General features: G+C 63.6%; 27 protein-coding genes and 1 pseudogene. 18 read left to right on the top strand and 10 right to left on the bottom strand.

Annotated features, from left to right (window positions below; translation table 11 throughout):
- Positions 1-66: 66 nt before the first annotated feature.
- Positions 67-237, bottom strand: a complete 171-nt coding sequence (locus LIW51_RS02750; RefSeq protein WP_227375718.1) for a hypothetical protein — start codon at positions 235-237, stop codon at positions 67-69.
- 72 nt (positions 238-309) lie between these two features.
- On the opposite strand from LIW51_RS02750, the gene LIW51_RS02745 reads away from it, so the two are divergent.
- Entirely contained in the window at positions 310-450 is a 141-nt protein-coding gene (locus LIW51_RS02745; RefSeq protein ID WP_227375717.1) for a hypothetical protein, read from the top strand.
- Positions 451-521: 71 nt separating this feature from the next.
- On the top strand, positions 522-2,039 hold the full coding sequence (locus LIW51_RS02740; RefSeq protein WP_227375716.1) for an alpha,alpha-trehalose-phosphate synthase (UDP-forming): 1,518 nt from the start codon (positions 522-524) through the stop codon (positions 2,037-2,039).
- A gap of 85 nt (positions 2,040-2,124) precedes the next feature.
- Here the strand turns inward: LIW51_RS02740 and rpl12p are convergent, their stop codons facing one another.
- The gene (rpl12p, locus tag LIW51_RS02735) at positions 2,125-2,445 is read right to left on the bottom strand and encodes a 50S ribosomal protein P1 (protein ID WP_227376714.1); all 321 of its coding nucleotides are present in this window, start codon (positions 2,443-2,445) and stop codon (positions 2,125-2,127) included.
- A gap of 90 nt (positions 2,446-2,535) precedes the next feature.
- Here rpl12p and LIW51_RS02730 point away from each other — a divergent pair, with 90 nt between their 5' ends.
- Positions 2,536-3,483, top strand: a complete 948-nt coding sequence (locus tag LIW51_RS02730) for an AIR synthase family protein (protein ID WP_227375715.1) — start codon at positions 2,536-2,538, stop codon at positions 3,481-3,483.
- Positions 3,484-3,591: 108 nt separating this feature from the next.
- Here LIW51_RS02730 and LIW51_RS02725 read toward each other — a convergent pair whose 3' ends face one another.
- Positions 3,592-4,632, bottom strand: a complete 1,041-nt coding sequence (locus LIW51_RS02725; RefSeq protein ID WP_227375714.1) for an NAD(P)-dependent alcohol dehydrogenase — start codon at positions 4,630-4,632, stop codon at positions 3,592-3,594.
- Between LIW51_RS02725 and LIW51_RS02720 the strand changes: the two genes are divergently transcribed.
- From LIW51_RS02720 to LIW51_RS02695, 6 genes are all read left to right on the top strand, one after another.
- The gene (locus tag LIW51_RS02720; protein WP_227375713.1) at positions 4,620-4,820 is read left to right on the top strand and encodes a hypothetical protein; all 201 of its coding nucleotides are present in this window, start codon (positions 4,620-4,622) and stop codon (positions 4,818-4,820) included. The genes LIW51_RS02725 and LIW51_RS02720 overlap by 13 nt on opposite strands.
- 52 nt (positions 4,821-4,872) lie before the next feature.
- Positions 4,873-5,937 (top strand): glucose 1-dehydrogenase, encoded by a 1,065-nt coding sequence (locus LIW51_RS02715; RefSeq protein WP_227375712.1) that lies wholly within the window; start codon positions 4,873-4,875, stop codon positions 5,935-5,937.
- Positions 5,934-6,560 carry a transcriptional regulator GfcR gene (gfcR, locus tag LIW51_RS02710; protein WP_227375711.1) on the top strand — a complete coding sequence of 209 codons (627 nt, stop codon included), beginning with the start codon at positions 5,934-5,936 and terminating at the stop codon, positions 6,558-6,560. The genes LIW51_RS02715 and gfcR overlap by 4 nt, the downstream gene beginning before the upstream one ends.
- 41 nt (positions 6,561-6,601) lie before the next feature.
- On the top strand, positions 6,602-6,949 hold the full coding sequence (locus LIW51_RS02705; RefSeq protein WP_227375710.1) for a glutaredoxin family protein: 348 nt from the start codon (positions 6,602-6,604) through the stop codon (positions 6,947-6,949).
- 104 nt (positions 6,950-7,053) lie between these two features.
- Positions 7,054-7,629 carry a DUF7110 family protein gene (locus LIW51_RS02700; RefSeq protein ID WP_227375709.1) on the top strand — a complete coding sequence of 192 codons (576 nt, stop codon included), beginning with the start codon at positions 7,054-7,056 and terminating at the stop codon, positions 7,627-7,629.
- A gap of 241 nt (positions 7,630-7,870) precedes the next feature.
- The gene (locus tag LIW51_RS02695; protein ID WP_227375708.1) at positions 7,871-8,842 is read left to right on the top strand and encodes a phosphoadenosine phosphosulfate reductase family protein; all 972 of its coding nucleotides are present in this window, start codon (positions 7,871-7,873) and stop codon (positions 8,840-8,842) included.
- A 433-nt stretch (positions 8,843-9,275) separates the two neighbouring features.
- Here LIW51_RS02695 and LIW51_RS02690 read toward each other — a convergent pair whose 3' ends face one another.
- Together LIW51_RS02690 and LIW51_RS02685 are read right to left on the bottom strand one after the other, a co-directional pair.
- The gene (locus tag LIW51_RS02690; protein WP_227375707.1) at positions 9,276-9,461 is read right to left on the bottom strand and encodes a DUF7333 family protein; all 186 of its coding nucleotides are present in this window, start codon (positions 9,459-9,461) and stop codon (positions 9,276-9,278) included.
- A gap of 31 nt (positions 9,462-9,492) precedes the next feature.
- Positions 9,493-10,118: pseudogene (locus LIW51_RS02685) on the bottom strand (hypothetical protein).
- A gap of 574 nt (positions 10,119-10,692) precedes the next feature.
- Here LIW51_RS02685 and LIW51_RS02680 point away from each other — a divergent pair.
- Complete coding sequence (locus tag LIW51_RS02680; RefSeq protein WP_227375706.1) at positions 10,693-11,436, top strand: M23 family metallopeptidase; 744 nt, start codon at positions 10,693-10,695, stop codon at positions 11,434-11,436.
- Positions 11,437-11,493: 57 nt separating this feature from the next.
- Here the strand turns inward: LIW51_RS02680 and mutL are convergent, their stop codons facing one another.
- Complete coding sequence (mutL, locus tag LIW51_RS02675) at positions 11,494-13,635, bottom strand: DNA mismatch repair endonuclease MutL (RefSeq protein WP_227375705.1); 2,142 nt, start codon at positions 13,633-13,635, stop codon at positions 11,494-11,496.
- 174 nt (positions 13,636-13,809) lie between these two features.
- On the opposite strand from mutL, the gene LIW51_RS02670 reads away from it, so the two are divergent.
- Together LIW51_RS02670 and LIW51_RS02665 are read left to right on the top strand one after the other, a co-directional pair.
- Entirely contained in the window at positions 13,810-15,033 is a 1,224-nt protein-coding gene (locus LIW51_RS02670; protein WP_227375704.1) for an HAD hydrolase family protein, read from the top strand.
- Positions 15,034-15,085: 52 nt separating this feature from the next.
- The gene (locus tag LIW51_RS02665) at positions 15,086-15,235 is read left to right on the top strand and encodes a YHS domain-containing protein (protein ID WP_227375703.1); all 150 of its coding nucleotides are present in this window, start codon (positions 15,086-15,088) and stop codon (positions 15,233-15,235) included.
- On the opposite strand, the gene LIW51_RS02660 is transcribed toward LIW51_RS02665, so the two are convergent.
- Both LIW51_RS02660 and LIW51_RS02655 read right to left on the bottom strand, forming a co-directional pair.
- A complete protein-coding gene (locus LIW51_RS02660) occupies positions 15,232-15,390 on the bottom strand; it encodes a hypothetical protein (protein ID WP_227375702.1) in 159 nt (52 codons plus the stop codon). The two genes, LIW51_RS02665 and LIW51_RS02660, sit on opposite strands and share 4 nt — an antisense overlap.
- Before the next feature lie 582 nt (positions 15,391-15,972).
- On the bottom strand, positions 15,973-16,245 hold the full coding sequence (locus LIW51_RS02655) for a MoaD/ThiS family protein (RefSeq protein WP_227375701.1): 273 nt from the start codon (positions 16,243-16,245) through the stop codon (positions 15,973-15,975).
- Positions 16,246-16,343: 98 nt separating this feature from the next.
- Between LIW51_RS02655 and LIW51_RS02650 the strand changes: the two genes are divergently transcribed.
- Entirely contained in the window at positions 16,344-17,258 is a 915-nt protein-coding gene (locus LIW51_RS02650; protein WP_227375700.1) for a dihydrodipicolinate synthase family protein, read from the top strand.
- Positions 17,259-17,324: 66 nt separating this feature from the next.
- Positions 17,325-18,137: a NosD domain-containing protein gene (locus LIW51_RS02645; protein ID WP_227375699.1), complete on the top strand. Its 813-nt coding sequence runs from the start codon at positions 17,325-17,327 to the stop codon at positions 18,135-18,137.
- Here the strand turns inward: LIW51_RS02645 and LIW51_RS02640 are convergent.
- Complete coding sequence (locus LIW51_RS02640) at positions 18,121-19,224, bottom strand: cellulase family glycosylhydrolase (protein WP_227375698.1); 1,104 nt, start codon at positions 19,222-19,224, stop codon at positions 18,121-18,123. The two genes, LIW51_RS02645 and LIW51_RS02640, sit on opposite strands and share 17 nt — an antisense overlap.
- Positions 19,225-19,462: 238 nt before the next feature.
- Between LIW51_RS02640 and LIW51_RS02635 the strand changes: the two genes are divergently transcribed.
- Positions 19,463-19,681 (top strand): hypothetical protein, encoded by a 219-nt coding sequence (locus LIW51_RS02635; protein ID WP_227375697.1) that lies wholly within the window; start codon positions 19,463-19,465, stop codon positions 19,679-19,681.
- Positions 19,678-20,169, top strand: a complete 492-nt coding sequence (locus LIW51_RS02630) for a DsbA family protein (protein ID WP_227375696.1) — start codon at positions 19,678-19,680, stop codon at positions 20,167-20,169. Before LIW51_RS02635 ends, LIW51_RS02630 begins: the two co-directional genes overlap by 4 nt.
- A 29-nt stretch (positions 20,170-20,198) precedes the next feature.
- Here LIW51_RS02630 and LIW51_RS02625 read toward each other — a convergent pair whose 3' ends face one another.
- Positions 20,199-20,357, bottom strand: coding sequence for a hypothetical protein (locus LIW51_RS02625; protein ID WP_227375695.1), 159 nt, complete (start codon positions 20,355-20,357; stop codon positions 20,199-20,201).
- A gap of 24 nt (positions 20,358-20,381) precedes the next feature.
- Between LIW51_RS02625 and LIW51_RS02620 the strand changes: the two genes are divergently transcribed.
- Both LIW51_RS02620 and LIW51_RS38375 read left to right on the top strand, forming a co-directional pair.
- The gene (locus tag LIW51_RS02620; RefSeq protein WP_227375694.1) at positions 20,382-20,927 is read left to right on the top strand and encodes a hypothetical protein; all 546 of its coding nucleotides are present in this window, start codon (positions 20,382-20,384) and stop codon (positions 20,925-20,927) included.
- A gap of 206 nt (positions 20,928-21,133) precedes the next feature.
- A complete protein-coding gene (locus LIW51_RS38375) occupies positions 21,134-21,259 on the top strand; it encodes a hypothetical protein (RefSeq protein WP_255766987.1) in 126 nt (41 codons plus the stop codon).
- The last annotated feature ends 51 nt before the right edge of the window (positions 21,260-21,310 follow it).

Raw genomic sequence — 21,310 nt, 5'->3', positions numbered from 1 at the left:
CGGTTAAAAAACCGACCGCCGATTCGGGCCGGACGGTTCGCCCGCGACCGGGCGGGTCAGTTCCCGCTACCAGAGGGTTCGCTCGGCGTCGTCCACGCGCCCGATCCACAGCAGATGCGCGTAGGGGACGAACGCGAGGAACTCGCGGTCTTCGCCAAAGAGTCTGACGCCGAATTCGCCGCTCTCGTAGTCGGTGCACGATATCTGCTCGCCGTCGGAGATCTGTGCTTTGAACATGGGGATAGAGACGGTTTTCAGCAGGTAAAAACTACCCCGTCAGGACTTTGTCCCCGTCCGTCGTATGATTCCGTGATTAGAGTCGATGAGGGAGAGCCACCGATTCGCGCCCCAGCCGGCGGTGACGAGGCGGTCGTCCGTTCGGACGCCCCCGTTCGAACGAGGGCCGTTACGTCGGGTGATTCTCCCGCGCCGAACATCCTCTCGACATAAAAGAACTTGCGAGCGCAACCCATGCCGTGAATGGGCTGTCGGCCCCACTACCGAACGAGCGAACTAAACCAATGGACAACTCCGTAGGAGCAACCTCAGAATCGAACGATTCCACGTCGACGGCAGGCGCGTTCGAGAATCGCGAACTGATTCTCGTGTCGAACCGAGAGCCATACGTCCACGAACGCGACGACGAGGAGATTCGGGTCGTCAAACCGGAAGGGGGTCTCACGTCGGCTCTCGACCCGATGATGGCGAGCACCGGCGGCACGTGGGTGGCGTGGGCGAGCGGCGACGCGGACGACGAGGTGAGCGACGAGAACGGTTGCGTTCGCGTGCCGCCTGACTCGCCGTCGTACGAACTGAAACGGGTCTTTCTCACCGACGAACAGGTGACGAACTACTACTACGGCTATAGTAACAAGGTTTTGTGGCCTCTCTGTCACTCGGACACCGCCAAGATGGAACCGAAAGCCCAGTTTTGGCGGCACTATCGGGAGACCAACCGGCAGTTCGCGGAGGCGATTCGGGAGCAGACGAACCCGTCGAACGCGGTGATTTGGTTCCAGGATTACCACTTCGCGCTCGCACCGCGATACGTGCGTGAGGCGTCGCCCGACGCGTTCTGCATGCAGTTCTGGCACATCCCATGGCCCTCGTGGGACGTGTTCCAGAGCTGTCCGCAATACGACGAACTGCTCGACGGATTGCTGGCGAACGACCTGCTCGGCTTCCACCTCGACCAGTACTGCCGGAACTTCCTCGACTGCGTCTCCCGCACGCTCGACGCCGAGGTGGACCGGGAGAACGGTCGTATCCGCTACGACGGGCGAACAATTCGTGTCGCGGCGTTCCCCCTCGGCATCGACGCCGCGGAACGAAACGCCCTCGCCCAGTCCACCGAGGCGGACGAACAGTGGGAGTCGCTGCGCGAGTCCTACCCGCTCCCCGAGGACGGGCGGATCGCCGTCGGCGTCGACAGACTCGACTACACGAAGGGAATCGAACAGCGACTCGCCGCCCTCGAACATCTGTGGGAGTGGTATCCGGAGCACCGCGAACAACTCACGTACGTGCAGAAAGCGAGCGAGAGCCGGAGTCGAATCGAGGAGTACCAGCAGGTGCAGACGAACGTCAAAAAGAAAATCGAGCAGATCAACGACCGATTCGAAACGGAGAACTGGCAGCCGGTCGTCTACGTCGACGACTACCTCCCGCTGTCGGCGCTGGCCGCGTTGTACCGCGAAGCGGACGTCTGTCTCGTGAGTTCGCTCCGCGACGGGATGAACCTCGTGGCGAAGGAGTACGTCGCCTCGCAGGTGGACGAGCCGGGCGTGTTGGTTCTCAGCGAACTCGTCGGCGCGCACGAGGAACTCGGCGAGTCGGCGCTGACGGTGCATCCCAACGACACCGAATCGTTCGCCGCCACCATCCAGCAGGCGTTGGCGATGGAACCGTCGGAGCGTTCGACCCGGATGGAAACGATGCGACAGCAGGTCGAATCAAACGATATCGACGCGTGGAAGCGGAACGTGCTCCGACAGGCGAACAAAATCTTAGAACAGAAAGACGAGGCCGCGACGGCGTGAGAGCGGCGAGGAGTGATCTCTAGAACGTTCTTCGGCATCTTCGAATAGGAACCCTCTTTCGAGAGTCGGAAAATCGTCCCGGCACTCAGCCGAACAGTTGGCCGAGCCCCTCGCCGGTCGTGTCCTCTTCGTCCTCGTCTTCTTCTTCAGCTTCAGCGGCTTCTTCCTCCTTTGCTTCGGCTCGTTCGGCTTCCGCCTCCGCGGGCGCGGTGGGCGCACCCGCGGGCACGGCGGCCGATTCGGCGAGCGCCTCCTCGATGTCGACGTCCTCCAGCGCGGCGACCAGCGCCGTCACGCGAGCCTCTTCGACGTCCACGTTCGCCGCGTCGAGAACGGCGGTCAGGTTCTCTTCCGTTACGTCTTCTCCCGCCTCGTGCAGGACGAGTGCGGCGTAGATGTACTCCATGCTCCACCCCCGATCGTTCTTCGCCACCGATCGCCAAATCGGCTTCGGCGCGGCGAAACGCACATTGGGCCGCCCTGAGAACGTCGGGCCATGATCGGCAAACTCGACCCCGAAGACCTCGCGATGGTCGTCTCGCGAACGGGCGCGCAGGACGACGACGTGCTCGTCGGCCCGGCGTACGGCGAGGACGCCGCCGCAATTCGAGTGGGCGACCGAACCTTGGTCGTCAGCTCCGACCCGCTCTCGCTGGCCCACGAGCGACTCGGCACCCTCGCCGTGAGCGTCGCCTGCAACGACGTGGCGGCCTCCGGGGCCGACCCGCGCTGGCTGACGAACGTCGTCTTCCTCCCCGACGACGACCGCGAAACGCTGGACGCGGTGACCGGGCAGATAGACGACGCGGCGACCGACCTCGGTGTCGCCGTCGTCGGCGGGCACTCCGAGTACGCGCCCGACCTCTCACGCCCGATGGTCTCGATGACGTGCATGGGTCTCGCGGACGAGTTCGTCCCGACCGGCGGCGCCGAACCGGGCGACCGACTCGTTCTGACGAAAGGGGCCGGAATCGAAGGCACGGCCATCCTCGCCACCGACTTCCGCGACGAGGTCGGCTCGGCGGCGAAACGAGGCGAATCGTTCTTCGGGGAGATCAGCGTCGTCGAAGACGCTCGAATCCTCCGGGAGTACGCGACCGCCATGCACGACCCGACCGAGGGCGGCGTCGTGACGGGTTTGCTGGAGATGGCCGAAGCCGCAGGGGTTCGACTGGAAATCGCACGCGACGACGTGCCAGTTCGTGAGGTGACTCGGGTACTCTGCGATACGATGGGCGTCGACCCGCTCCGAATCTTCGGGTCGGGAGCGCTCATTGCGGTGGTTCCGGAGGACTCGGTGGACGAGGTACTCGGAGAGCTTCGCGACGCGGGGATTACGGGTGCGGAAATCGGACGAGTCGTTGACGGTGATGGCGAACTCGCCTTGGACGGAGAGGTGATTTCGGAACCCTCAGGGGACGATCTCTACGACCTCTGGGAGTAGCGACTGCGCGACGAAGCTCGCGGTTCTGACGATAGCGTTTCGAATGCGGAGAACGCTCCCGTGCCGTAAATGCGCTCGACCGGCCGACCGATCGGATGGCCGCTCCGGTCAGGGCGTGATGACGGCCCGCCCCTCGATTTCTCCGCGCTCTAACTCCTCCGCCACGTCGTTTATCTCGTCCAGTTCGTACCGCGACGTGCGCAGTTCCACGTCGCCCGCCGCCACGAGCGCCACGAGTTCTTGGAGTTCGGGATAGGTGCCGACAAGCGTCCCCCGATAGTCGAAATCGCCGTTCACGAGCGCCTGCGCCGGTTCGTGGACGTGGCCGCCGTAGCCGACGACGTGGTGGTCGCCGCCCGCCGCGAGCAGGTTCGGCGCGTAGTCCAACGTCTCGTCCGCGCCCACGAAGTCGAGGATCTGCTCGACGCCCGAACCGTCGGTGAGGGCGTCCACCTCGTCCGCCACGTCCTCGTCGCGCGAGTTCAGGGTGTGGTGTGCGCCGAGGTCGTGCGCGAGTTTCAATGCCTCGTCTTTCACGTCCACGGCCGTGATTTCGGCCGCGCTCATCGCTCGGAGGGCTTGTAGGCCGATGTGGCCGAGACCGCCGACGCCGACGACGACGGCGTGCTCGCCGGGGTTTAGTTCGCGGGCCGCCTTCTTCACCGCGTGGTAAGCCGTGATTCCGGCGTCGGCGTGGGGTGCGATCTCGGTAAGGTCGACTCCGTCCGGAAGCGGAACGACGGCGCGCTCGTTCGTCAGAAGGTACTCCGCGAAGCCGCCGTCGGTCGAGAGACCGGGGAAGACGAGGTTCTCGCAGTGCATGTCCTGCCCGCGGCGACAGCCTCGGCAGACGCCGCAGGTCATCGCGGGATGGCAGAGGACGGCGTCGCCCTCCGAGACGACGGTCACGTCCTCCCCCGTTTCGGCCACGACGCCGGCGTTCTCGTGGCCGAGCGTCATCGGGAGCGACTGGTTCATCTGTTCTTCCCACATGCCCTCGATGACGTGGTTGTCGGTCTGGCACCAGCCCGCGCCTTCGATCTCCACGACGACGTGGTCGCCTTCGGTCGCTTCGGGGCGGTCTACGTCGTCGATGGAGAGGGCGTCACCCATCTCGTCGGTGTACTCGTGGAGTCGTGCGGCGCGCATGGGTCGAATCACGACGCGGAGGACAACAGGTGTTGTGGCGACGGAGTACGCTATCGGAACGAGGTGTCGGAGAACGCGAGGTCGAAACGTGGGTGGGCCGAGCGGCGGTACGGCGCGTTGGACAGGCGTTCGGGTTCGAACGTGAGCGCGAGACCACGGTCGTCGGCCACTCACCCGCGCTCGAATGATTTACTCGAGAAAGAATAAATGTTTTGAACGAGCGCCGACAAGGGGTGGAGTATGGACGCAGTCGCACTCGAACGCGGGGCCGATGCCCCCCAAATCCTGGAGAAGCCTCGCCCGGAGCCCGACTCCGGGGAGGTGTTGGTGCGAACGCTTCTCGTCGGCGTGGACGGCACCGACCACGAGGTCATCGCCGGACGCCACGGTAGTTTCCCCCCAGGAGAAGACCACCTCGTCCTCGGCCACGAGGCGATCGGCGTCGTCGAAGACCCGAACGGAACCGCCTTCGAAGCCGGGGACGTGGTCGTCCCGACCGTGCGACGACCGCTCGCGGGCGGCGCGACCGAGTTCTTCGAGCACGGCGAGCCGGATATGGCACCGGCGGACGAAGTGGTCGAGCGCGGCATCTCGGGGGCTCACGGCTTCATGAGCGAATATTTCACCAGCCCCGCCGAGTTTCTGGTTTCCGTCCCCGACGACCTCGCCGAGTGGGGTTTTCTGATCGAACCGATAAGCATCTCCGAGAAGGCCGTCGAGATGGCCCGTGCTTCCCGGTCTGCGTTCGACTGGCGACCCGAGAGCGCGCTGGTGCTCGGAAACGGAAACCTCGGCCTGCTCACGTTGGCGATGCTCGGTGATTCGTTCGATCGAACCTACTGCCTCGGACGGCGCGACAGGCCCGACCCGACCATCGCCATCGTCGAGAAACTGGGCGCGACGTACGTCGATTCGCGCGAGACGCCCGTCACCGAAGTTCCGGATGCCTACGAACCGATGGACTTCGTCTACGAGGCGACGGGCTACGCGAAACACGCCTTCGAGTCCGTCGAGGCGCTCGCCCCAAACGGCGTCGCGGCGCTGCTCGGGGTTCCGGAATCGTGGTCGTTCGAGATCGACGGCGGGAGCGTCCACCGCGACCTCGTTCTAGGGAACAAGGCGCTCGTCGGAAGCGTCAACTCTAACTACCGGCACTTCGAGGCGGCGGTCGAGACGCTGACCGCGCTGCCCGACTGGCTGAAAGACGACCTCGTCACCGGCGTCCACGATGCGTCGAACTTCGCGGACGCCTTTGCGGACGACGAAACGACAATAAAGGCGGCGGTAAAATTCTACCACCAATGAAGAACGTAGACGACCTCATCGAGAGCGCGGCCGAACTCGCGGAGCGCGGCCTCTCGAAAGGCGAAATCGCGGACGAACTGAACGTGTCGCGCGAGACGGCCAGCTGGCTGGTCGAGCGCAGCGGGAGCGCCCCGACCCCCGAACCGAAGGGCGGCCCGCAGGACATCCACGTCGATTGGAGCGCCGTCGGGCGCGACAGCGCCCGCCTCTCCTACGTTGGCGCGGCGATGGCCGACATGCTGTCGAAACACGGCGAGGAAGTTGACCTGACCATCGGCATCGAGAAAGCGGGCGCGCCGCTGGCGACGGTGGTGGCCCGCGAACTCGACACCGACCTCGGTACGTACGCCCCGCGAAAGCACCAATGGGAGGAGGGCGACATCGACGAGTACGGCGGAAGTTTCTCGCGCAACTTCGCGCAGATTCGTAACCGCGAGTGTTATGTCGTAGACGACACCATCACCAGCGGAACGACGATGGGCGAGACCATCGACGCCATCGAAGACCAGGGCGGCGAACCGGTCGCCTGTATCGTCCTCGCCGACAAGCAAGGGTTCGAGGAACTGAAGGGCGTCCCCGTCTACTCGCTGGTGCAGGTCATCGGCGTCGGTAGCGAGGAGTGACAGTCGCAACTTCTTTGCGGCGTCGGTTCCTACGTAAGCGTATGACGTTCACACCCGGCGAACAGCTCTCTGCCGAGGAAGCAGCGGAACGAGTCGATTCGGCCATCGAGGACGAGGAGGTCGTCCTGTTCATGAAAGGAACGTCGATGATGCCGCAGTGCGGGTACTCCCAGCGCGCGCTCGAGCTCATCGGCAAACATCGCAGCGACGAGTTCGAGACAGTGGACGTGCTCGATAACCTGAACGCCTACCGCGAGGCGCTCTCGCGTCACAGCGGCTGGGAGACGATTCCGCAGACGTTCGTCCACGGCGAGTTCATCGGCGGGAGCGACGTTTTGGCCGAGATGGAAGAGCGCGACGAACTGGGAAAGACGCTCCGAACCGAATAAGGTCATTTCGATGGTTGTATCCGCAACCGAAAGAGTAGACCCTATATGTTCGGGGCGCGTATAAGTAACCGACAGCCGACGGGAGACGGAACCACCGACTACAAATGAGCCAGGTATACCGACTGCATTCGACGCTCGAACTGCCGCTTGAGACCGTCTACGACTACTTCGAAAGCGACCCCCAGCTACCGGAGAAGATCGACAGCGTCGACATCACTCGCCGCAACAACACGCTCATCATCAGCGCGGTGTCGACAGACGAAAGCATCAGCAAGTACACGCCGACCGCACAGTTGAAAGCGAGCGTCTCGGAGACGCGCGTCTTCACCGAAGAGGAGGAGGCGCGGCGCAACGCTCCGCGATGGGGCGAGGATTACGACGAAGACGAGGAGGAACCCACGGGCGAACTCATCGAGATGGCCGCGTTCAAGGGCGACCGCGAGACCGTCCTTCAAAACAGTGCGGTTCAGTACTCGATGTTCGAAGTACTCTGCGCGCTCGCCCGCAAAGCGGAGAAGGGTACGCTCACCGCGATCTCCGAGGTCGACGGTGATCTGGAAGCGACTCGCATCGTGGATGGGGACGACCGTCCCGCCTCCATCGAGGTCGTGGAAGGACCGCGAAAGGAGAGTTCATCGTCCAGCGGCGTGAACTGGCGCGACAACAAGTTCATCAGCTGATCTTGAGGGTTCCGATTCCGGTCGTTGCCCGCTGAAACGGATTCTGCCGTCCAAGTCGCTCTCTCTTCGGCGTGCCGCCTCCTTCGGACTTGCAGGACGCTCGGTTCTCGAACTATCGCCCACGACCGCGCACCGATGCGGCCACCGACGCGAATCGAGAACGCGACTCGTTTATCCCGAACGATCCTTCACGCTGAGCCGAAAAGCACTTTACGCCCCTAATTATATCTAATTATGAGTCATGCCGGACGAGTTTCCAGACTATCTCGACGTAGATTACACCGACGGCGAAGGCGAGAATCCCGAGGATTACCCTTCGCTCGAAGATAAGATCGAGAAGGCTATCGACGTGACGCGACAGGGTCTCGAACAGTACGAAAATCCCGTCGTCATGTGGACCGGCGGGAAAGACTCCACGCTCACGCTCTACTTCATCAAGGAAGTCGCGGAGCGGCACGACCTCGAAGTCCCGCCCGCGGTGTTCATCGACCACTACCAGCACTTCCAGGAGATCCACGATTTCGTCGACCGCTGGGCCGACGAGTGGGACTTGGACGTCATCTACGCCCGCAACGAGGACGTCGGCGGGTACGTGGACGAACACGACCTCGAACCGGGCGACGACATCCCAGTCTCCGAGCTATCGGAACACAACCAGCACCACGTGCGTAACCTCCTCGAATACGAGGAGGACACGTTCCCGTTCCTGCTCGACACCTACGTCGGCAACCACCTGCTGAAGACGGTCGCGCTGAACGACGCGCTCGAGGAGTACGACGTGGACGGCGTCATCTCCGGCGTCCGCTGGGACGAACAGGAGGCCCGCGCCGACGAGACGTTCTTCAGCCCGCGCCACGACCCCGACATCTACCCGCCCCACGACCGCATCCAGCCCATCCTCCAGTTCGACGAGGCGGCCGTCTGGGACGCCTTCTGGCACTTCGTCGTGCCCGACACCGTCGAGGACTACCCCGACGAAGGCTACGTCCCAGAAGGGTACGACGATCTGCCGAACGGACTCACGCAGGAAGATATCCCCGTCTCACCCAAGTACTTCGAAGGGTTCCGCTCGCTCGGGAGCGAGGTCAGCACCGAGAAGAGCGACGAAGACCCAGCGTGGTTGCAGGACATGGAGAACACGACCGAGCGCGCAGGCCGCGCCCAGGACAAAGAAGACCTGATGGAGCGCCTGCGCGACCTCGGTTACATGTAAGAACGAGCTTTTTTCGACGGTCAGGAGCCGAAACCGGCGTCACTGTGACGCCGGTTTCGGCCTACTTCCCTGGAAAAAGCTCGACCAAAAACGCTCCTCCTTCATTTCGAACGAACTACTCGCGGCGCGAGTAGTTCGTGCTCCATTCAGTCGTCGGCCCGCTCTCTCGTCACTTCGTTCCTCACTCGCGGAGAGTGCGCCGGCCTCCGGCAGTTGCGTCGCCTGCTGATTGCTGGCGGCAGTTCACCTGCCGATTTCAGTTGTCGGCGAAGATTCGCGGAGTTTTTGGCGGTTGGTCGGTCTGCCTATCTCTCTCTCATTTCACTCGGTCAATAAGGAGGTGCAGGAACGAGTTGGGAGGTCGTTCGAACCCTCCGCAAAGACCCGACCGTCACCGACCTATCGAACCACATCCTTCGAGCGCGTCGAACGATCATCTCGTCGCGCGATACTCGCCGTGTTTCACGCCGAGTGCCAACACGAGGATGCTGAAAATCACCACGCCCGCGCTGACCATCATCGAGATCGTCCGCGGCATTCCGCTCGTCAGCGTGCCGCCGAGGGCGACGGCCAAGAGCACGAGAAACGCGACTGCCGTCGTAACTTCGTCGAACTTCATACGTGAACGTTAGCCGACTCGATAAAAAGGCTTACTCCGATTTCGGGCGCATGAGATTCGCCAGCGTCACTAAGAAGCCGAGGAGCCAACCAAGCGGAACCGCGATACCGAACCACATACCGTCGTAGGCGAGTCCTTCGAGGTCGAACTGCACCCGGAGGTACTCGTCGATTCCGCGGTAAGTGAGCACGTTGTCGAGCAACCACACCGCGAGCGTCTCGTTGTTCGGGAAGACGACGTTCGAGAGCGTCGGCGAGTACAGCGCCGCGACCACGGGCGGTAGGAACAGCGACGTCATACCGAAGGGGTAGGCGAACAGCACCGTCGTTATCCGACCGCCGTACTTGCTGGTGAGGAACGCCAACACCGCCGCGACGGTGGCGACGCCCCCGCCGCGGTGACGGCGAGAAAGCCTTCCGTCGAGAAGCACATCCGCGCCAGCGCCGCGAGGCTACCCCACACGACCACCGAGAGTAGGACGACGCCCAGTATCCCGAGGCTCGCCGCCGTCCGGTCGATGCGACTCGTGTAGTAGCGCGCCGCGAATCCGAACAGGACGAACGGGTAGAGCAGTGCGACGACTCGCGCGCCGACCGGGCTCCACCCGCGATAGGCTGTCTTCCCCATCGTGCTCTGTGGCGTCCACTTCCCGAGCACCGAGTGCGATTGCTGTCGCTATCGCGGAAAGAACAGCGCCATCCATCCGATATGTAGTTGCTGTATGTCGTATTGTATCGCGCCGATGAGTCCTCCCTGACTCGTCCCGCGTGCCATACTGTGGTTCCATTCGACACGCCGATATGAATGATCCCCTTTATGAGTTCCGAGATTGGAAGTTCGTGGTCACTGGAGCGGTGGCATCGAACTGTCTCATGTCAAAAATTTGTCTATATGAGCGATATCTATTCACATTTAGCTTGAAAACGGATTCTCTTCCCCCGTCGACTGTCGCCATTCGTCGCGCCGGAGACGGCCGTCCCGACCGGACACCATTAACTACAGAACGTGGAGATATTAATTACGTTTTTATTTCTGTTATAGTAAGATATTTCATCCTCGAGTACATCAATCGTGTCGAGGACGGATTCCGACGAGTCCTCCCGCGGTGGATCGCCTCGAACGTGTACTGGTTGTCGATACGACAGGTATCGGGAACCGTTGCGCGTCGAAGAGACCATCGCAGCGAGCGCACGAACAACTGAACGCGACGAAAACTCGACTCCCAACGACCATGACGCGCAAATTGAATCGACGAACGTTCGGTAAAGTACTCGGAACAGCCGCGACGGGACTGGCTGTTCCAGCAGCACTCAGCGGTTCGGCCAGCGCCTTCAGCGACGGAGAACGAGTCGAAGCGACGACCAACCTGAACACGCGGGAACAGCCCGGCACGGAGTCGCCGGTCGTCGCCACGGTCTCCCCCGGTGAGGTCGGCGAGATCATGAACGGGCCGACGACCGAGGACGGCTACACGTGGTGGGGCGTCCACTGGCTCGACCGCAACGTCTGGGGCTGGTCGGTTGAGCGGTATCTCGCTTCCACCAGCAGCGCAGAAACCGACATCGTTTGGCCAATGGACGGCTACATCACATCGCCGTACGGCCAGCGGTCGAGCGGTTTCCACGGCGGCGTGGACATCGGCCACAACGGCGAAATCGGCACGCCCATCTACGCGGCGCGGGCCGGCACCGCCTACACCGCCTACGACTCCGGCGGCTACGGCAACTATGTCTACATCGTCCACGGAAACGGCTACGAGACGGAGTACGGCCACGTCAACAGCTTCGCCATCTCCGACGGTCAGAGCGTCAGCCGAGGACAGCACATCGCCGGGATGGGCGACTCCGGAAACTCGACGGGGCCACATCTCCATTTCGGTATCGAACAGAACAACGACCCGAAGCCGATCCCCGGCAGCGACGGTCAAACCGTTAACGCCGGCGGGGCGATTTCGCGAGACTACAGCGGCCTGTAGTTCGGCCAGCGTGTCCGACAACGACCGTTTTTCCGCGGGGATTCGACGCCGAGGCAATCACTTCGACCGCCGTCCGGCGTGGCCCGGATAGTCGCGCTCGAACCGGTCTCCTATCTCTCCTCCGTCGAACTCGATGACGACGGGCCGCCCGTGCGGGCATGCGTAGGGGTTCTCGCAGTCGTCGAGCGCCGAGAGCAGACACACCACGTCGCCCTCCCGAAGCGACGTGTTTCCGGTGACCGAGGGGTAACACGCCAGATCGGAGATGAGCGCGTCGGCCACCGCCTCCGCCGAATTTCTGTCGCGCTCGTCCGGGTCGGTCGAGACGAACTCGCTCAGCACGTCCCGCAGGAGGTCTGGCGAGAGCGTCTCGCTCAGCACGGCGGGCACCGTCGTCACTTCGACCGTGCGCTCCCCGGCGCGTGCGGCGTGAAAGCCCAACTGCGCCAGCGCCTCCTGGTACTCGTCGAACAGCGCCGCCTCCGCCGCCGTCAGTTCGAGTTCGACCGGCGCGGCGAGCACCTGCGTCGTGGTGTCGCCCGCGAACTGCTCGCGGAGTCGTTCGTAGTTCACGCGCTCGTCCGCGGCGTGTTGGTCGACCAGCACCAACCCGTCTGGCGTCTCGGCGACGACGTAGGTGTCGTGCAGCTGGCCGAGGACGCGCATGGGCGGCAGGGTGTCGAACTCCGCGCTTTCCCCCTCGGACGACTTCGCGAGCGTCCCCGCCTCCGTCGGCGCTCGGAACTTGCGGTCGGATTCTGGGTTCGAACTTGCGGTCTCTCGGGGTGGCGTCGTCTTGTGCGCCGACGGCGAATCGCGTGCCGATGTCCGATGTGGATTCTCGTCGGTCGCGGCCGGTGTCCCGTTCGCTCGGCCTCGCCCGCTCGCGGTGTCGCCGCCGCCCGGCGAGTTCCAGTGGCCGGTCGTCGCGGCGCTTTCCGCGTTGGTCGTTCGGTCGGTCTGCGGGTTCGGCGTCTCGGCCCGTCCCGCCTTCGACCCGGCGGTGGTCGGTTCTCGCTCGCCACCCGATCTCCCGGAGGTCGCTTCCCGTCGGCTTCCTGTCTCGCCGCCCCCGCCTTCGCCGCCTCCGTCTTCGTCGGTTCGGGTGCTCGTTTCGAGCTCCGACTGAACCCCTTCGGGAGTCACGTCGGCTTCGGCGGGTGCGGAGCGACCGCGGGGCGCGGACGACCTGACGAGTCCCTCATCCAACAGGGCATCTTCTACGGCGTCGCAGACGCTCCGGTGGACTCGGCCCTCGTCTCCGAAACGGATTTCCATTTTCCGGGGGTGCACGTTCACGTCGACGGAGTCCCCCGGCACGTCGAGAAAGAGGACGGCGAACGGGTATCGGTCGGGCGCGAGCTGATTTCCGTAGGCCGAGAGCACGGCCTCGCGGACGACCGCGGAGCGGACGTACCGCCCGTTGACGTAGGTGGCGACGTACTCGCGGGTGCTCCGGGTCGTCTCGGGGTGGCTGACGTAGCCTGAGACGTCCACCTCCGTCGACCCATCGACGGAGACCATCGCGGTGGCGACTTCCCGTCCGTACACCGAGAGAATCGCGGACTGAAGGTTGCCTTGTCCCGTCGTGGAAAACACCTCGCGCCCGTCGTGTTCCAGCGAGAACGCCACGTCGGGGTTCGCCAGCGCGTACTGCGTAACGACGCGATTGACGTGCGAGAACTCGGTCGCGTCTGTCTTCAGGTACTTCTCTCGTGCCGGGGTGTTGAAGAACAGCTCCACAACTTCGACCGTCGTGCCTTCCGGACAGCCCGCGGGCCCGACGCTCTCCACGCCGCCGCCGACGAGTCGGAGTTCGGTGCCGCGCTCCCCGCCCCGAGGTTTCGTCCGGATGCTCATTCGTGACACAGCGCCGATGGTGTAGAGCGCCTCGCCCCGGAAGCCGAGCGTGGCGACGCCCGATTCAAGGTCGTCGATGTTCCGAATCTTGCTCGTCGTGTGCTCTTCGACGGCGACCCGCACGTCCGCCTCGCTCATCCCTGCGCCGTCGTCGGTGACGGATATTCGCTCCGTCCCGCCGCCGTCGACGCGCACCGAGATGCGCGAAGCGTCCGCGTCGAGGCTGTTCTCGACCAGTTCCTTCACCACGGAGGCCGGTCGCTCGACCACCTCCCCCGCCGCGATTCGCTGGACGGTCGTCTCGGAAAGCGGGCGGATGTTCGTCTCGCCGTCGGTCATCTCTCGAATCGTTTCGTCCCGGCGTCTTCAATGTTCGCGTGTTTGGCTTGGCTCGTTTGCCGCGGATCGGCGTGTTGAACGCGAGGTGTCGCGCGGTGTATCATCGGTTTACGGCGAACCGCCGTCCGAACAGCCCTCCCTGAACTTTATCCCACAGAGCGACCCACGTCCACTATGGAACGCTACGATGCCCTCTATCGGCTCTACGACGAGTTCGACGCGAAGACCCTCAGAGCGTACCAGGATTTCGTGAATCTGTTCCCGCCGGTCGATTCCCGAGTGGCGTTGGAACACTGGCAGTCCGTCAGCGAGGAACTCGACGCGAAGAAAGACGAGATTCGCGACGAGTTCGACGCGGGCGAAACCTACGCCGACATCGCAGCGCACGCCACGCGCGACCAAGCGTTCACCGCGCTCGATCTCTACTCGAAGTACGGACGGGCGGTGAACGCGCTGGTGCTGGACGTCGACGAAACGCTGCGCTCCGCGGGCGGGACGGACAACGAGATTCCCCGCGAGACGCTCCACCTGCTCACCGAGTTCCACGAGAAGGGCGTTCCCATCGTCGTCTGCACTGGACAGACCCTGGAGAACGTCAAGGGATTCGCAATCCAGGGGCTCGGCAACGAGATCGTCCACTCCGGAAATCTGAGTATCGTCTACGAAGCGGGAACTGGGGTGTTCACGCCCGGCCACGGCGCGGACACGAAGCGCCTGCTGTACGAGGAGTTGGACGACGAGATTCGGACGGTCTTCGACACGGTTCGCTCGCGGGTGCTCTCGGCCGCCCCGGACGAACTCCGGCGGTGCACCCACCTGCAAGGCAATGAGTTCAACGTCACGATGAAGCCGAACTTCGAGACGGGGAATTCGCGGGCGGTGGAGGTCATCGACGACGCGCTGGTCTACCTGCTCGACCTGCTCGGCGAGACGGTGGCCGAAGACGGAAGCGACTGGGCGCGAGCCTACTACGTCGACAGCGACCCCGAGATTCGCGGCGTGCTCGAAGAACAGGGCGAGACGCCCGAGCACGACGCGGCGGCGATTCCGGAAAACGTGCGGGACACCTTCGAACGAATCGACGTGGCCTACTACGAGGGCGACGCCGCCGAGATCGGCAGTCGGGAGTTGAACAAGGTGGTCGGCGTGGAGGCCGCGCTGGAGGTGCTCGGCGTGGACGACCCCTTCACGCTGGTGATGGGCGACAGCAAGAGTGACCTGCGCGTGATGCGGTGGGCGGCGGAGAACGACCGGGGAATCGCCGCCGCGCCCGAGCACGCCTCCCGCGACGCGTTAGACCACGTCGTCCGCACCGACGAACTCGTCTTCGACCGCGGGAAAGCGGGCGACGTGCTGCGGACGGTGTACGCGCTGAACCGGCTCGCACGCCTCGGGTAGCCTTGCCCTCGCAGGCAAAGCGGCCTTTCGTCCGGACGCCGAAGCGACAACCATGCGAGAGTGTCCAGTCTGCGGCACGAACCTCTACGAGAATCGGGAGACGGAGTTCGTCACCCGTCACATCGGACAACAGTACCGGTTCTGCTCGGCGGAGCACCGCGAGCAGTTCGAGAACGCCCCGGGCGAGTACGCCGGCGCTTAACCGTACCGGTAGACGAAACTGGCGACCGAAAGCGAGACGGTGGCGAGCAAGAGGAGTATGCGCAGAGCGAGGAGTTGAACCGGTGAGAGCAGGTCGAATATCCACGAGTCCTGTACGACGTAGTATCGTCCATCGTCGCGGACGATACGGTGCAACGCATTGATTTCGCGGGACGAGACCGCGCGGCCGTCCTCGACCGCATTCTGTATCGCTCTGTCGTATTTTGTGGCGGAGGGAGTCGGGGAGTACGCGATATCCGAGAGAACGTTCGCTCGGGGTACTTTTCGCGATGAGACGAACCCGTCCCCTTTCGGTTCTCGACCGTTGGGACGTAGTATCCGTTGCGAGTCGCAACGTACCGGTAGTCCGCGTACAACTCCGTATTCTCGGCGTCGAGTGCGATAGGTTCGTTTCTGGCTCGTAGCTCGAGTCTGCAGGTGCGAGATTTTTCGACGATGCAACGACGGACGGACGGATGTACTTCGATGTAGTAGTGTGCGTTCGACTCGTTCAACTCCACAGCGCGATACTCGTACCGCAGTTGGTCGGCGTGTGGAAACAGCCAAAGGGTGTTGGCGGCGAACGCGATGGCCAACACGAAATAGAGCAGGCCTCTGAGTCGCCGGTTCACGGGGACACCTCTCGTCGAGAAACCATACCGCAGAACGATCAGAATGTGTTATATATCTTACTTTATTAAGAGAGGAAAGAGCCGAGAAGAAACGACGAGCGCCGACTCAGGCGTTCGGTTGGACGCAGACCGTGTCGCCCGCTTCGACGGGGCTGTGAGCCGAGAGCGGTTCGACCTCGCGCTCCGACTCGCGGAGGATACGGGTGTCCGAGCGGATGCCGAGTCCGTCCACGATACCGGCGCTGACCTGCGGCCCGTACTTCTCGCCGAGTTGGTTGACCACGTCTTCGACGGTCGCCTCCTCGGGAACCGCGACGCGGGCGTCGCGAGTTCCGGTTCGCGCGACCAGCGGGCCGAAGAGTTTGACTGTGACGTTCATACTCGTACGTAGGAACCCCGGGATTAAAAGTTTACTCACTACCGAAAAAGAACTGCCGGAGCAAAACTCCTTATTGGCTCGGGCGATGATGTTCCGCCATGGCACACGCACCCGAACCGGGGTCGGACGACCCGCTCTCGTTGCACGGAGTCATTCCGCCCACGATCACCGCGTTCCACGAGGACGAATCGGTCGATTACGAATCGACAGCGGCGCACGCGGAGTTCGTCGCGGACGGCGGGGTACACGGCGTGTTCCCCCTCGGAACTAACGGGGAGTTTCCACTCCTGACGGGCGAGGAACGTCGTGGCGTCGTCGAGTCGGTCACCGACGCCGTGGACGAGGTTCCGGTCATCGCGGGCGTCGGCGCGCCGAGCACGCGTGAGACCGTCGCCCACGCCGAACATGCTGAATCGGTCGGCGCTAACGGCGTCGTCGTCGTCACGCCGTACTACTACCCGCTAGACCGCGACGCTGCCGTCTCCCATTACCGGCGCGTCTGCGAGGCGGTCGAACTGCCGGTGTACGTCTACCACATCCCGAGCAAGACCGGGAACTCGCTGTCGCTCGACACCCTCGCCGAGCTCGCCGCCATCCCGAATATCGCGGGCGTCAAAGATTCGAGCAAGGACGTTCCGTGGCTCGCGCAAGCCATCGACGCGCACTCCGAACTCACGTTCCTCGCCGGCTCCGACTCCCTGCTGTTCCCCGGACTTGAAGTCGGCTGTACGGGCATGGTCAGCGCGGTCGCAAACGCCTTCCCGGAGCTGGTCGTCGACCTCTACGACGCTTACGACGCCGGCGACGAAGAACGCGCGCGAGAGCTCCAGAGCGAGGTGTACGCAGTTCGAGACGCCCTGAAGGGCGGGTCATACATGGCCGGCGTGAAGACGGCGCTCGACCTGCGGGACGTGGATTTCTCGCCCGGCCCGCTCCGGAGTCCCCTCCGAAAGATGGACGACGCGGCGCGGGCGTCACTGGAGTCCGACCTCCGCGCGCTCGACCTGCTCTAGTCGATTCCGCGATACTGTCGTTTTTCGGGGATAGCCTATAACAAGAAGGACGGTGTGCATTTGAGCATGAAGCTCTCTGCCGTTCTCGCGGTCGGCCTCGCTCTCGTCTGCGTCTTCGGCGGCGTCACCACCGCCGCCGGCCCGCAGTCCGGTACGCCAACGTCCCCCATCGACTCCTGTACGACGATATCGAAATCCGGCCACTACGTCCTCGGAAGCGACGTTCACAACGGAAAGACGCGCATCTCGACCGGCTGCGTCGTGATTCGGGCGGACGACGTCGTGCTCGACGGTCGCGGTCACACGCTCGACGGGTTTGGCGTCAGCGACACGAGCGGTATCCTCGTCGAGAACGCCTCGGACGTGACCGTCCGGAACGTCCGCGTGAAGGACTGGAATCGTGGTGTCGCGGTCAGAAACGCTTCTGACGTGACGATTCGGGGCGTGAGAGCCACGAACAACGCCATCGGTATCGACGTCGAGGACTCGAACGCGCGACTGATCGATAACACCGTCACCGGCGACCTTCACGGGGTCGCCCTCGCCGACCCGTGGGACGACGAACTCCGAAACAACGTCATCCGCCAGAACCGCGGCGTCGACGTTCACGCGCCCCTCTCAGTCGTCGACGTGTTCGGTGTCCGGCTCACGCTCGGCCCGCCGCTCGACCCCGACCGCGACGGGCGCTACGAGGACCTGACCGGGAACGGTGAGACGGGACTCTGGGATGCGGTGGCGTTTCCGGTCGTCGTGGCGACGGACGCGGTCGGTATCGGCGAGGTGCCGACGGAACAACAGACCGCGCTCGACTTCGACGGCGACGGGGCCCTCGACCACGGTGACATACTGGCCTACGCCGGACTCACGAGCGCCGGTTGACCGACTCGGCCCACGCCGGCCACTGCTGACGCTCGTTCCCGTCGAAATCCTCGTCGCCCGACATCGACTTGATGGCGCTGGCGTCGTCCGTGCTCCAGACCGCGCCGTCCTCGTGGAAGACGCCGTTAATGACGCCGCGCCTGCGCTGCGTTAGCGAGTACGCGGGTTGGAGCATGAGCGACCAGAAGAAGTTCCCCACACCCGACTCCCGGATGACCGGCGCGAGCGAGGCGTAGTTCGGGGTCGCCTGCTCCCGCGAGATATCCCCGTTCCCCCAGCCGAAACTTGCGATACGTTGCCACTCCGTCAACCAGACGGGCATGCTGATGCTCCGTTGGAGGTCGGTGGCCTGCCGGAGCAGGTCGCGGTAGATGGTCGGCGTGTCCGGGAAGTTGTAGTGAAACTGCACCACGTCGATACCCCAGTCGAAGTAGTCGGCGACGTTCGCCAAACTCGTCGAACCGACCGTCAGCGGGACGCTCCCCCGATTCTCGCGGATGACGCCGAACATCTCGCGGGCGAACCGTTTCTTCCACGGTGTCCACCCCGGTTCGTTCATCACTTCGACGGCGAGCAGTCTCTCGTCGTCGCCGTAGTGCTCCATCACCCACCGGGAGAACCGTCGCGGTTCGTCCCACCGGTCGGGATTCTTCATCACTTCCTCGCTCGGCGAGAAGACGCCCGTGGCCGTCCACGGGTCGGTGTTGTGCAGGTTCTTCGGCGTCGGCTTCCGCCCGACGCCCTCGAAGATTCCTAGCAGGACGCGAATCCCGTGCGACTCCGCCGTCGAGAGGAAGTGGTCGATGGATTTTCGCAACCCATCAGGGTCTTCCAGCCACGCCTCGTAGCTGAGCCACGTCCGGATGGCGTTCAGGTTCAGCCGGGAAGCGAAGCCCATGTCGCGCTCCGTGACACCCGGTTCGTAGGTGTGCCACATCTGGAAGAAGTTGAATGCGCGGGCCGGAATGTACAGCGCACCGCGAACGTCGACCGGAGGGTCGGCGGCGAGCGTCGTACACCCGGCGATCGGAACGGCGGACGCGATACTAGCGGCGAGAAACCCCCGTCTCGTACACCGACGACTCATACGGTTGCCGACGACGCCGACCAACCTCAAAGTGATGGTGCGCTCGCCGACAGAACGATAAAACGTTATATAAGCTTGTATCCAATTCAGTTCGACACGTATAAACGATGAAATCAACGATTTGCAACGGTCTGCAACGCATTAGGTCGCGTCTAGCAACGCTAAACGATTATTCTGTTTTATATTAAACACTCATTCGGCAGGAAACGTGACGCGAAAGACGACACGATGACAGTTCATGCGACTCTCCGGCGGCGCGGCCTTCCTCGGCTTGGCAGGCGCTGCGAGTGCAAATCACACGACGAGCGGTCCCGTCTCCGGTGCGCCGGTACCAAACGACCCCAACCAGTTCACCTACGCAACGATGGGTGAGGGAAACAACCCGACCGCGACGCTGTACGGAACTTCAAGTGCCCGTACACGAAGGATTTCGTCCTCAACAACCTCGAAGACGTGATTCGGGAGTTCGTCGAACCCGGACGCCTCGACATCCGCTACCGGGCGTTGGCCTACGAACCGCCGGGCGAGTCCTCGCACGGCTCCTCGTACTACTACATCTCTAGCAGTGACCCGCGCATCTCCGAGTGCGCGATGGGCGCGTGGAACGCCGAACCAAACGAGTACTGGGCGTTCTTCCGCGACATGTTCGAAAGTCAGGTGTCCGGAAACGTGACCTACGACGACATGCGCGACCGGATGCGTCAGTCCGACCTCGAAGAACGGGACACGGCCATCTCGTGGGCGAAAGACGGGCGCTACGAAGACCCCGTCTATCAGACCCGCTACGCCGCCGGCGACGACGGCGTCGGGTTCACGCCGACGTTCGAACTAAATGGGGAGACGACGCCCCCACACCACGACACGCAGGATATCCTGAACTGGATCGAGAATCGGCTGCCGATGTCGGTTCGAGCAGCGCCCCCGTCGGCGAGTCCGGTTCCGTAACCGTCGGACAGCGCGACAGGGACGACTGGTCACGCGTCGGCCTCGCGGGGTCGTACGACTCGCCGACCGTCATCGCCACGTCGCTGTCGTACAACGGTAACCACCCGACCCACGTCCGGCTTCGAAACGTCGGGAGCGACCACTTCGACGCGGCGCTCGAAGAGTAGGATTACAAGGACGGCTGGCACGCACAGGAGACGCTCGGATACACGGTGCTCGAATCGGGGACGCACCCGCTCGACGGCGTGAACGCCGAGGCGGGGCGCGTGACGACCGACCACTCCTTCCGTTTCCTCGGATTCGACCAGAACTTCTCCTCGACGCCGGTCGTCTTCAGTCAGGCCGAGTCCTACCGCGGCCCCCACGCGGTCGTGACGCGCCACCGCAACGTCTCGTCGAACGGGATGAGCGTTCGACTCCAAGAGCAGAACAGCTATGGCGCGCACATGAACGAATCGGTCGGCTATCTCGCGGTCGAAGAAGGACGCGGGTCGCTCGGCGGCGCGGCCTTCGAAGCGGGCTGGACGCCAGATTCGGTCACCCACCGGTGGCACCGGATTTCGTTCGACCGATCGTACGACGACCCGCGGTTCGTGGCGGACGTTCAGACGTACAACGGCTCCGACGCGGCCGAGGTTCGGTACCGAACTCTCTCATCGTCGGGCGTCGAGGTGCGCATCGAGGAAGAACGGAGCGACGACGAGGTCTTCCACCGCAACAGCGAGTCCGTCGGCTACCTCGTGTTCGACGGGGCGTAGTCGCCGCCTCGATAGCCAACCAGCGGACATTTCGTCGGAACGAAGACACTTTAGATACCGCTTAATCGCCACCAGAAGCGACGAATCCGCGAGGGCGCGTAACCGGAAACCCGTTGGCGGACGGACGGGAACGATTCGCCTATTCGACCGTGCGACCGGTTAACTAGTCAATAGTAAGGACGACGGGCGTCGAAGGAGTAGTCGAGATGCCTGACCAGCAGACCGAATCCAGGGTCGTCGGCTACTACCGCCGAGGTCGGTACGAACTCCGAGCTGAAGATTCCGTCCACGCGTGGATCAGCGCGGAGAAGCCGGTGGACGTTCTCCAGTAAGCAGGGAACTCGCCGGGCGCGCTCCAGTAAGAACAGTCGCTACCAGACGAA

This window comes from Haladaptatus halobius (genome assembly GCF_020618475.1).
Taxonomy (GTDB): domain Archaea; phylum Halobacteriota; class Halobacteria; order Halobacteriales; family Haladaptataceae; genus Haladaptatus; species Haladaptatus halobius.
Note: the sequence above shows the minus strand (reverse complement) of the source record. Positions and strands in the feature narration are given on the sequence as shown.

Bases quoted from the DNA above. Each gene is read 5' to 3' on its own strand.
- LIW51_RS02695 (WP_227375708.1), top strand. From the start codon at position 7,871: ATGCCGGACGAGTTTCCAGACTATCTCGACGTAGATTACACCGACGGC.
- LIW51_RS02725 (WP_227375714.1), bottom strand. From the start codon at position 4,632: ATGCGCGCCGCACGACTCCACGAGTACACCGACGAGATGGGTGACGCC.
- LIW51_RS02690 (WP_227375707.1), bottom strand. From the start codon at position 9,461: ATGAAGTTCGACGAAGTTACGACGGCAGTCGCGTTTCTCGTGCTCTTG.
- LIW51_RS02740 (WP_227375716.1), top strand. From the start codon at position 522: ATGGACAACTCCGTAGGAGCAACCTCAGAATCGAACGATTCCACGTCG.
- LIW51_RS02635 (WP_227375697.1), top strand. From the start codon at position 19,463: ATGCGACTCTCCGGCGGCGCGGCCTTCCTCGGCTTGGCAGGCGCTGCG.
- LIW51_RS02715 (WP_227375712.1), top strand. From the start codon at position 4,873: ATGGACGCAGTCGCACTCGAACGCGGGGCCGATGCCCCCCAAATCCTG.
- LIW51_RS02670 (WP_227375704.1), top strand. From the start codon at position 13,810: ATGGAACGCTACGATGCCCTCTATCGGCTCTACGACGAGTTCGACGCG.
- gfcR (WP_227375711.1), top strand. From the start codon at position 5,934: ATGAAGAACGTAGACGACCTCATCGAGAGCGCGGCCGAACTCGCGGAG.
- LIW51_RS38375 (WP_255766987.1), top strand. From the start codon at position 21,134: ATGCCTGACCAGCAGACCGAATCCAGGGTCGTCGGCTACTACCGCCGA.
- LIW51_RS02640 (WP_227375698.1), bottom strand. From the start codon at position 19,224: ATGAGTCGTCGGTGTACGAGACGGGGGTTTCTCGCCGCTAGTATCGCG.
- rpl12p (WP_227376714.1), bottom strand. From the start codon at position 2,445: ATGGAGTACATCTACGCCGCACTCGTCCTGCACGAGGCGGGAGAAGAC.
- LIW51_RS02680 (WP_227375706.1), top strand. From the start codon at position 10,693: ATGACGCGCAAATTGAATCGACGAACGTTCGGTAAAGTACTCGGAACA.
- LIW51_RS02750 (WP_227375718.1), bottom strand. From the start codon at position 237: ATGTTCAAAGCACAGATCTCCGACGGCGAGCAGATATCGTGCACCGAC.
- mutL (WP_227375705.1), bottom strand. From the start codon at position 13,635: ATGACCGACGGCGAGACGAACATCCGCCCGCTTTCCGAGACGACCGTC.
- LIW51_RS02650 (WP_227375700.1), top strand. From the start codon at position 16,344: ATGGCACACGCACCCGAACCGGGGTCGGACGACCCGCTCTCGTTGCAC.
- LIW51_RS02700 (WP_227375709.1), top strand. From the start codon at position 7,054: ATGAGCCAGGTATACCGACTGCATTCGACGCTCGAACTGCCGCTTGAG.
- LIW51_RS02730 (WP_227375715.1), top strand. From the start codon at position 2,536: ATGATCGGCAAACTCGACCCCGAAGACCTCGCGATGGTCGTCTCGCGA.
- LIW51_RS02705 (WP_227375710.1), top strand. From the start codon at position 6,602: ATGACGTTCACACCCGGCGAACAGCTCTCTGCCGAGGAAGCAGCGGAA.
- LIW51_RS02665 (WP_227375703.1), top strand. From the start codon at position 15,086: ATGCGAGAGTGTCCAGTCTGCGGCACGAACCTCTACGAGAATCGGGAG.
- LIW51_RS02645 (WP_227375699.1), top strand. From the start codon at position 17,325: ATGAAGCTCTCTGCCGTTCTCGCGGTCGGCCTCGCTCTCGTCTGCGTC.
- LIW51_RS02655 (WP_227375701.1), bottom strand. From the start codon at position 16,245: ATGAACGTCACAGTCAAACTCTTCGGCCCGCTGGTCGCGCGAACCGGA.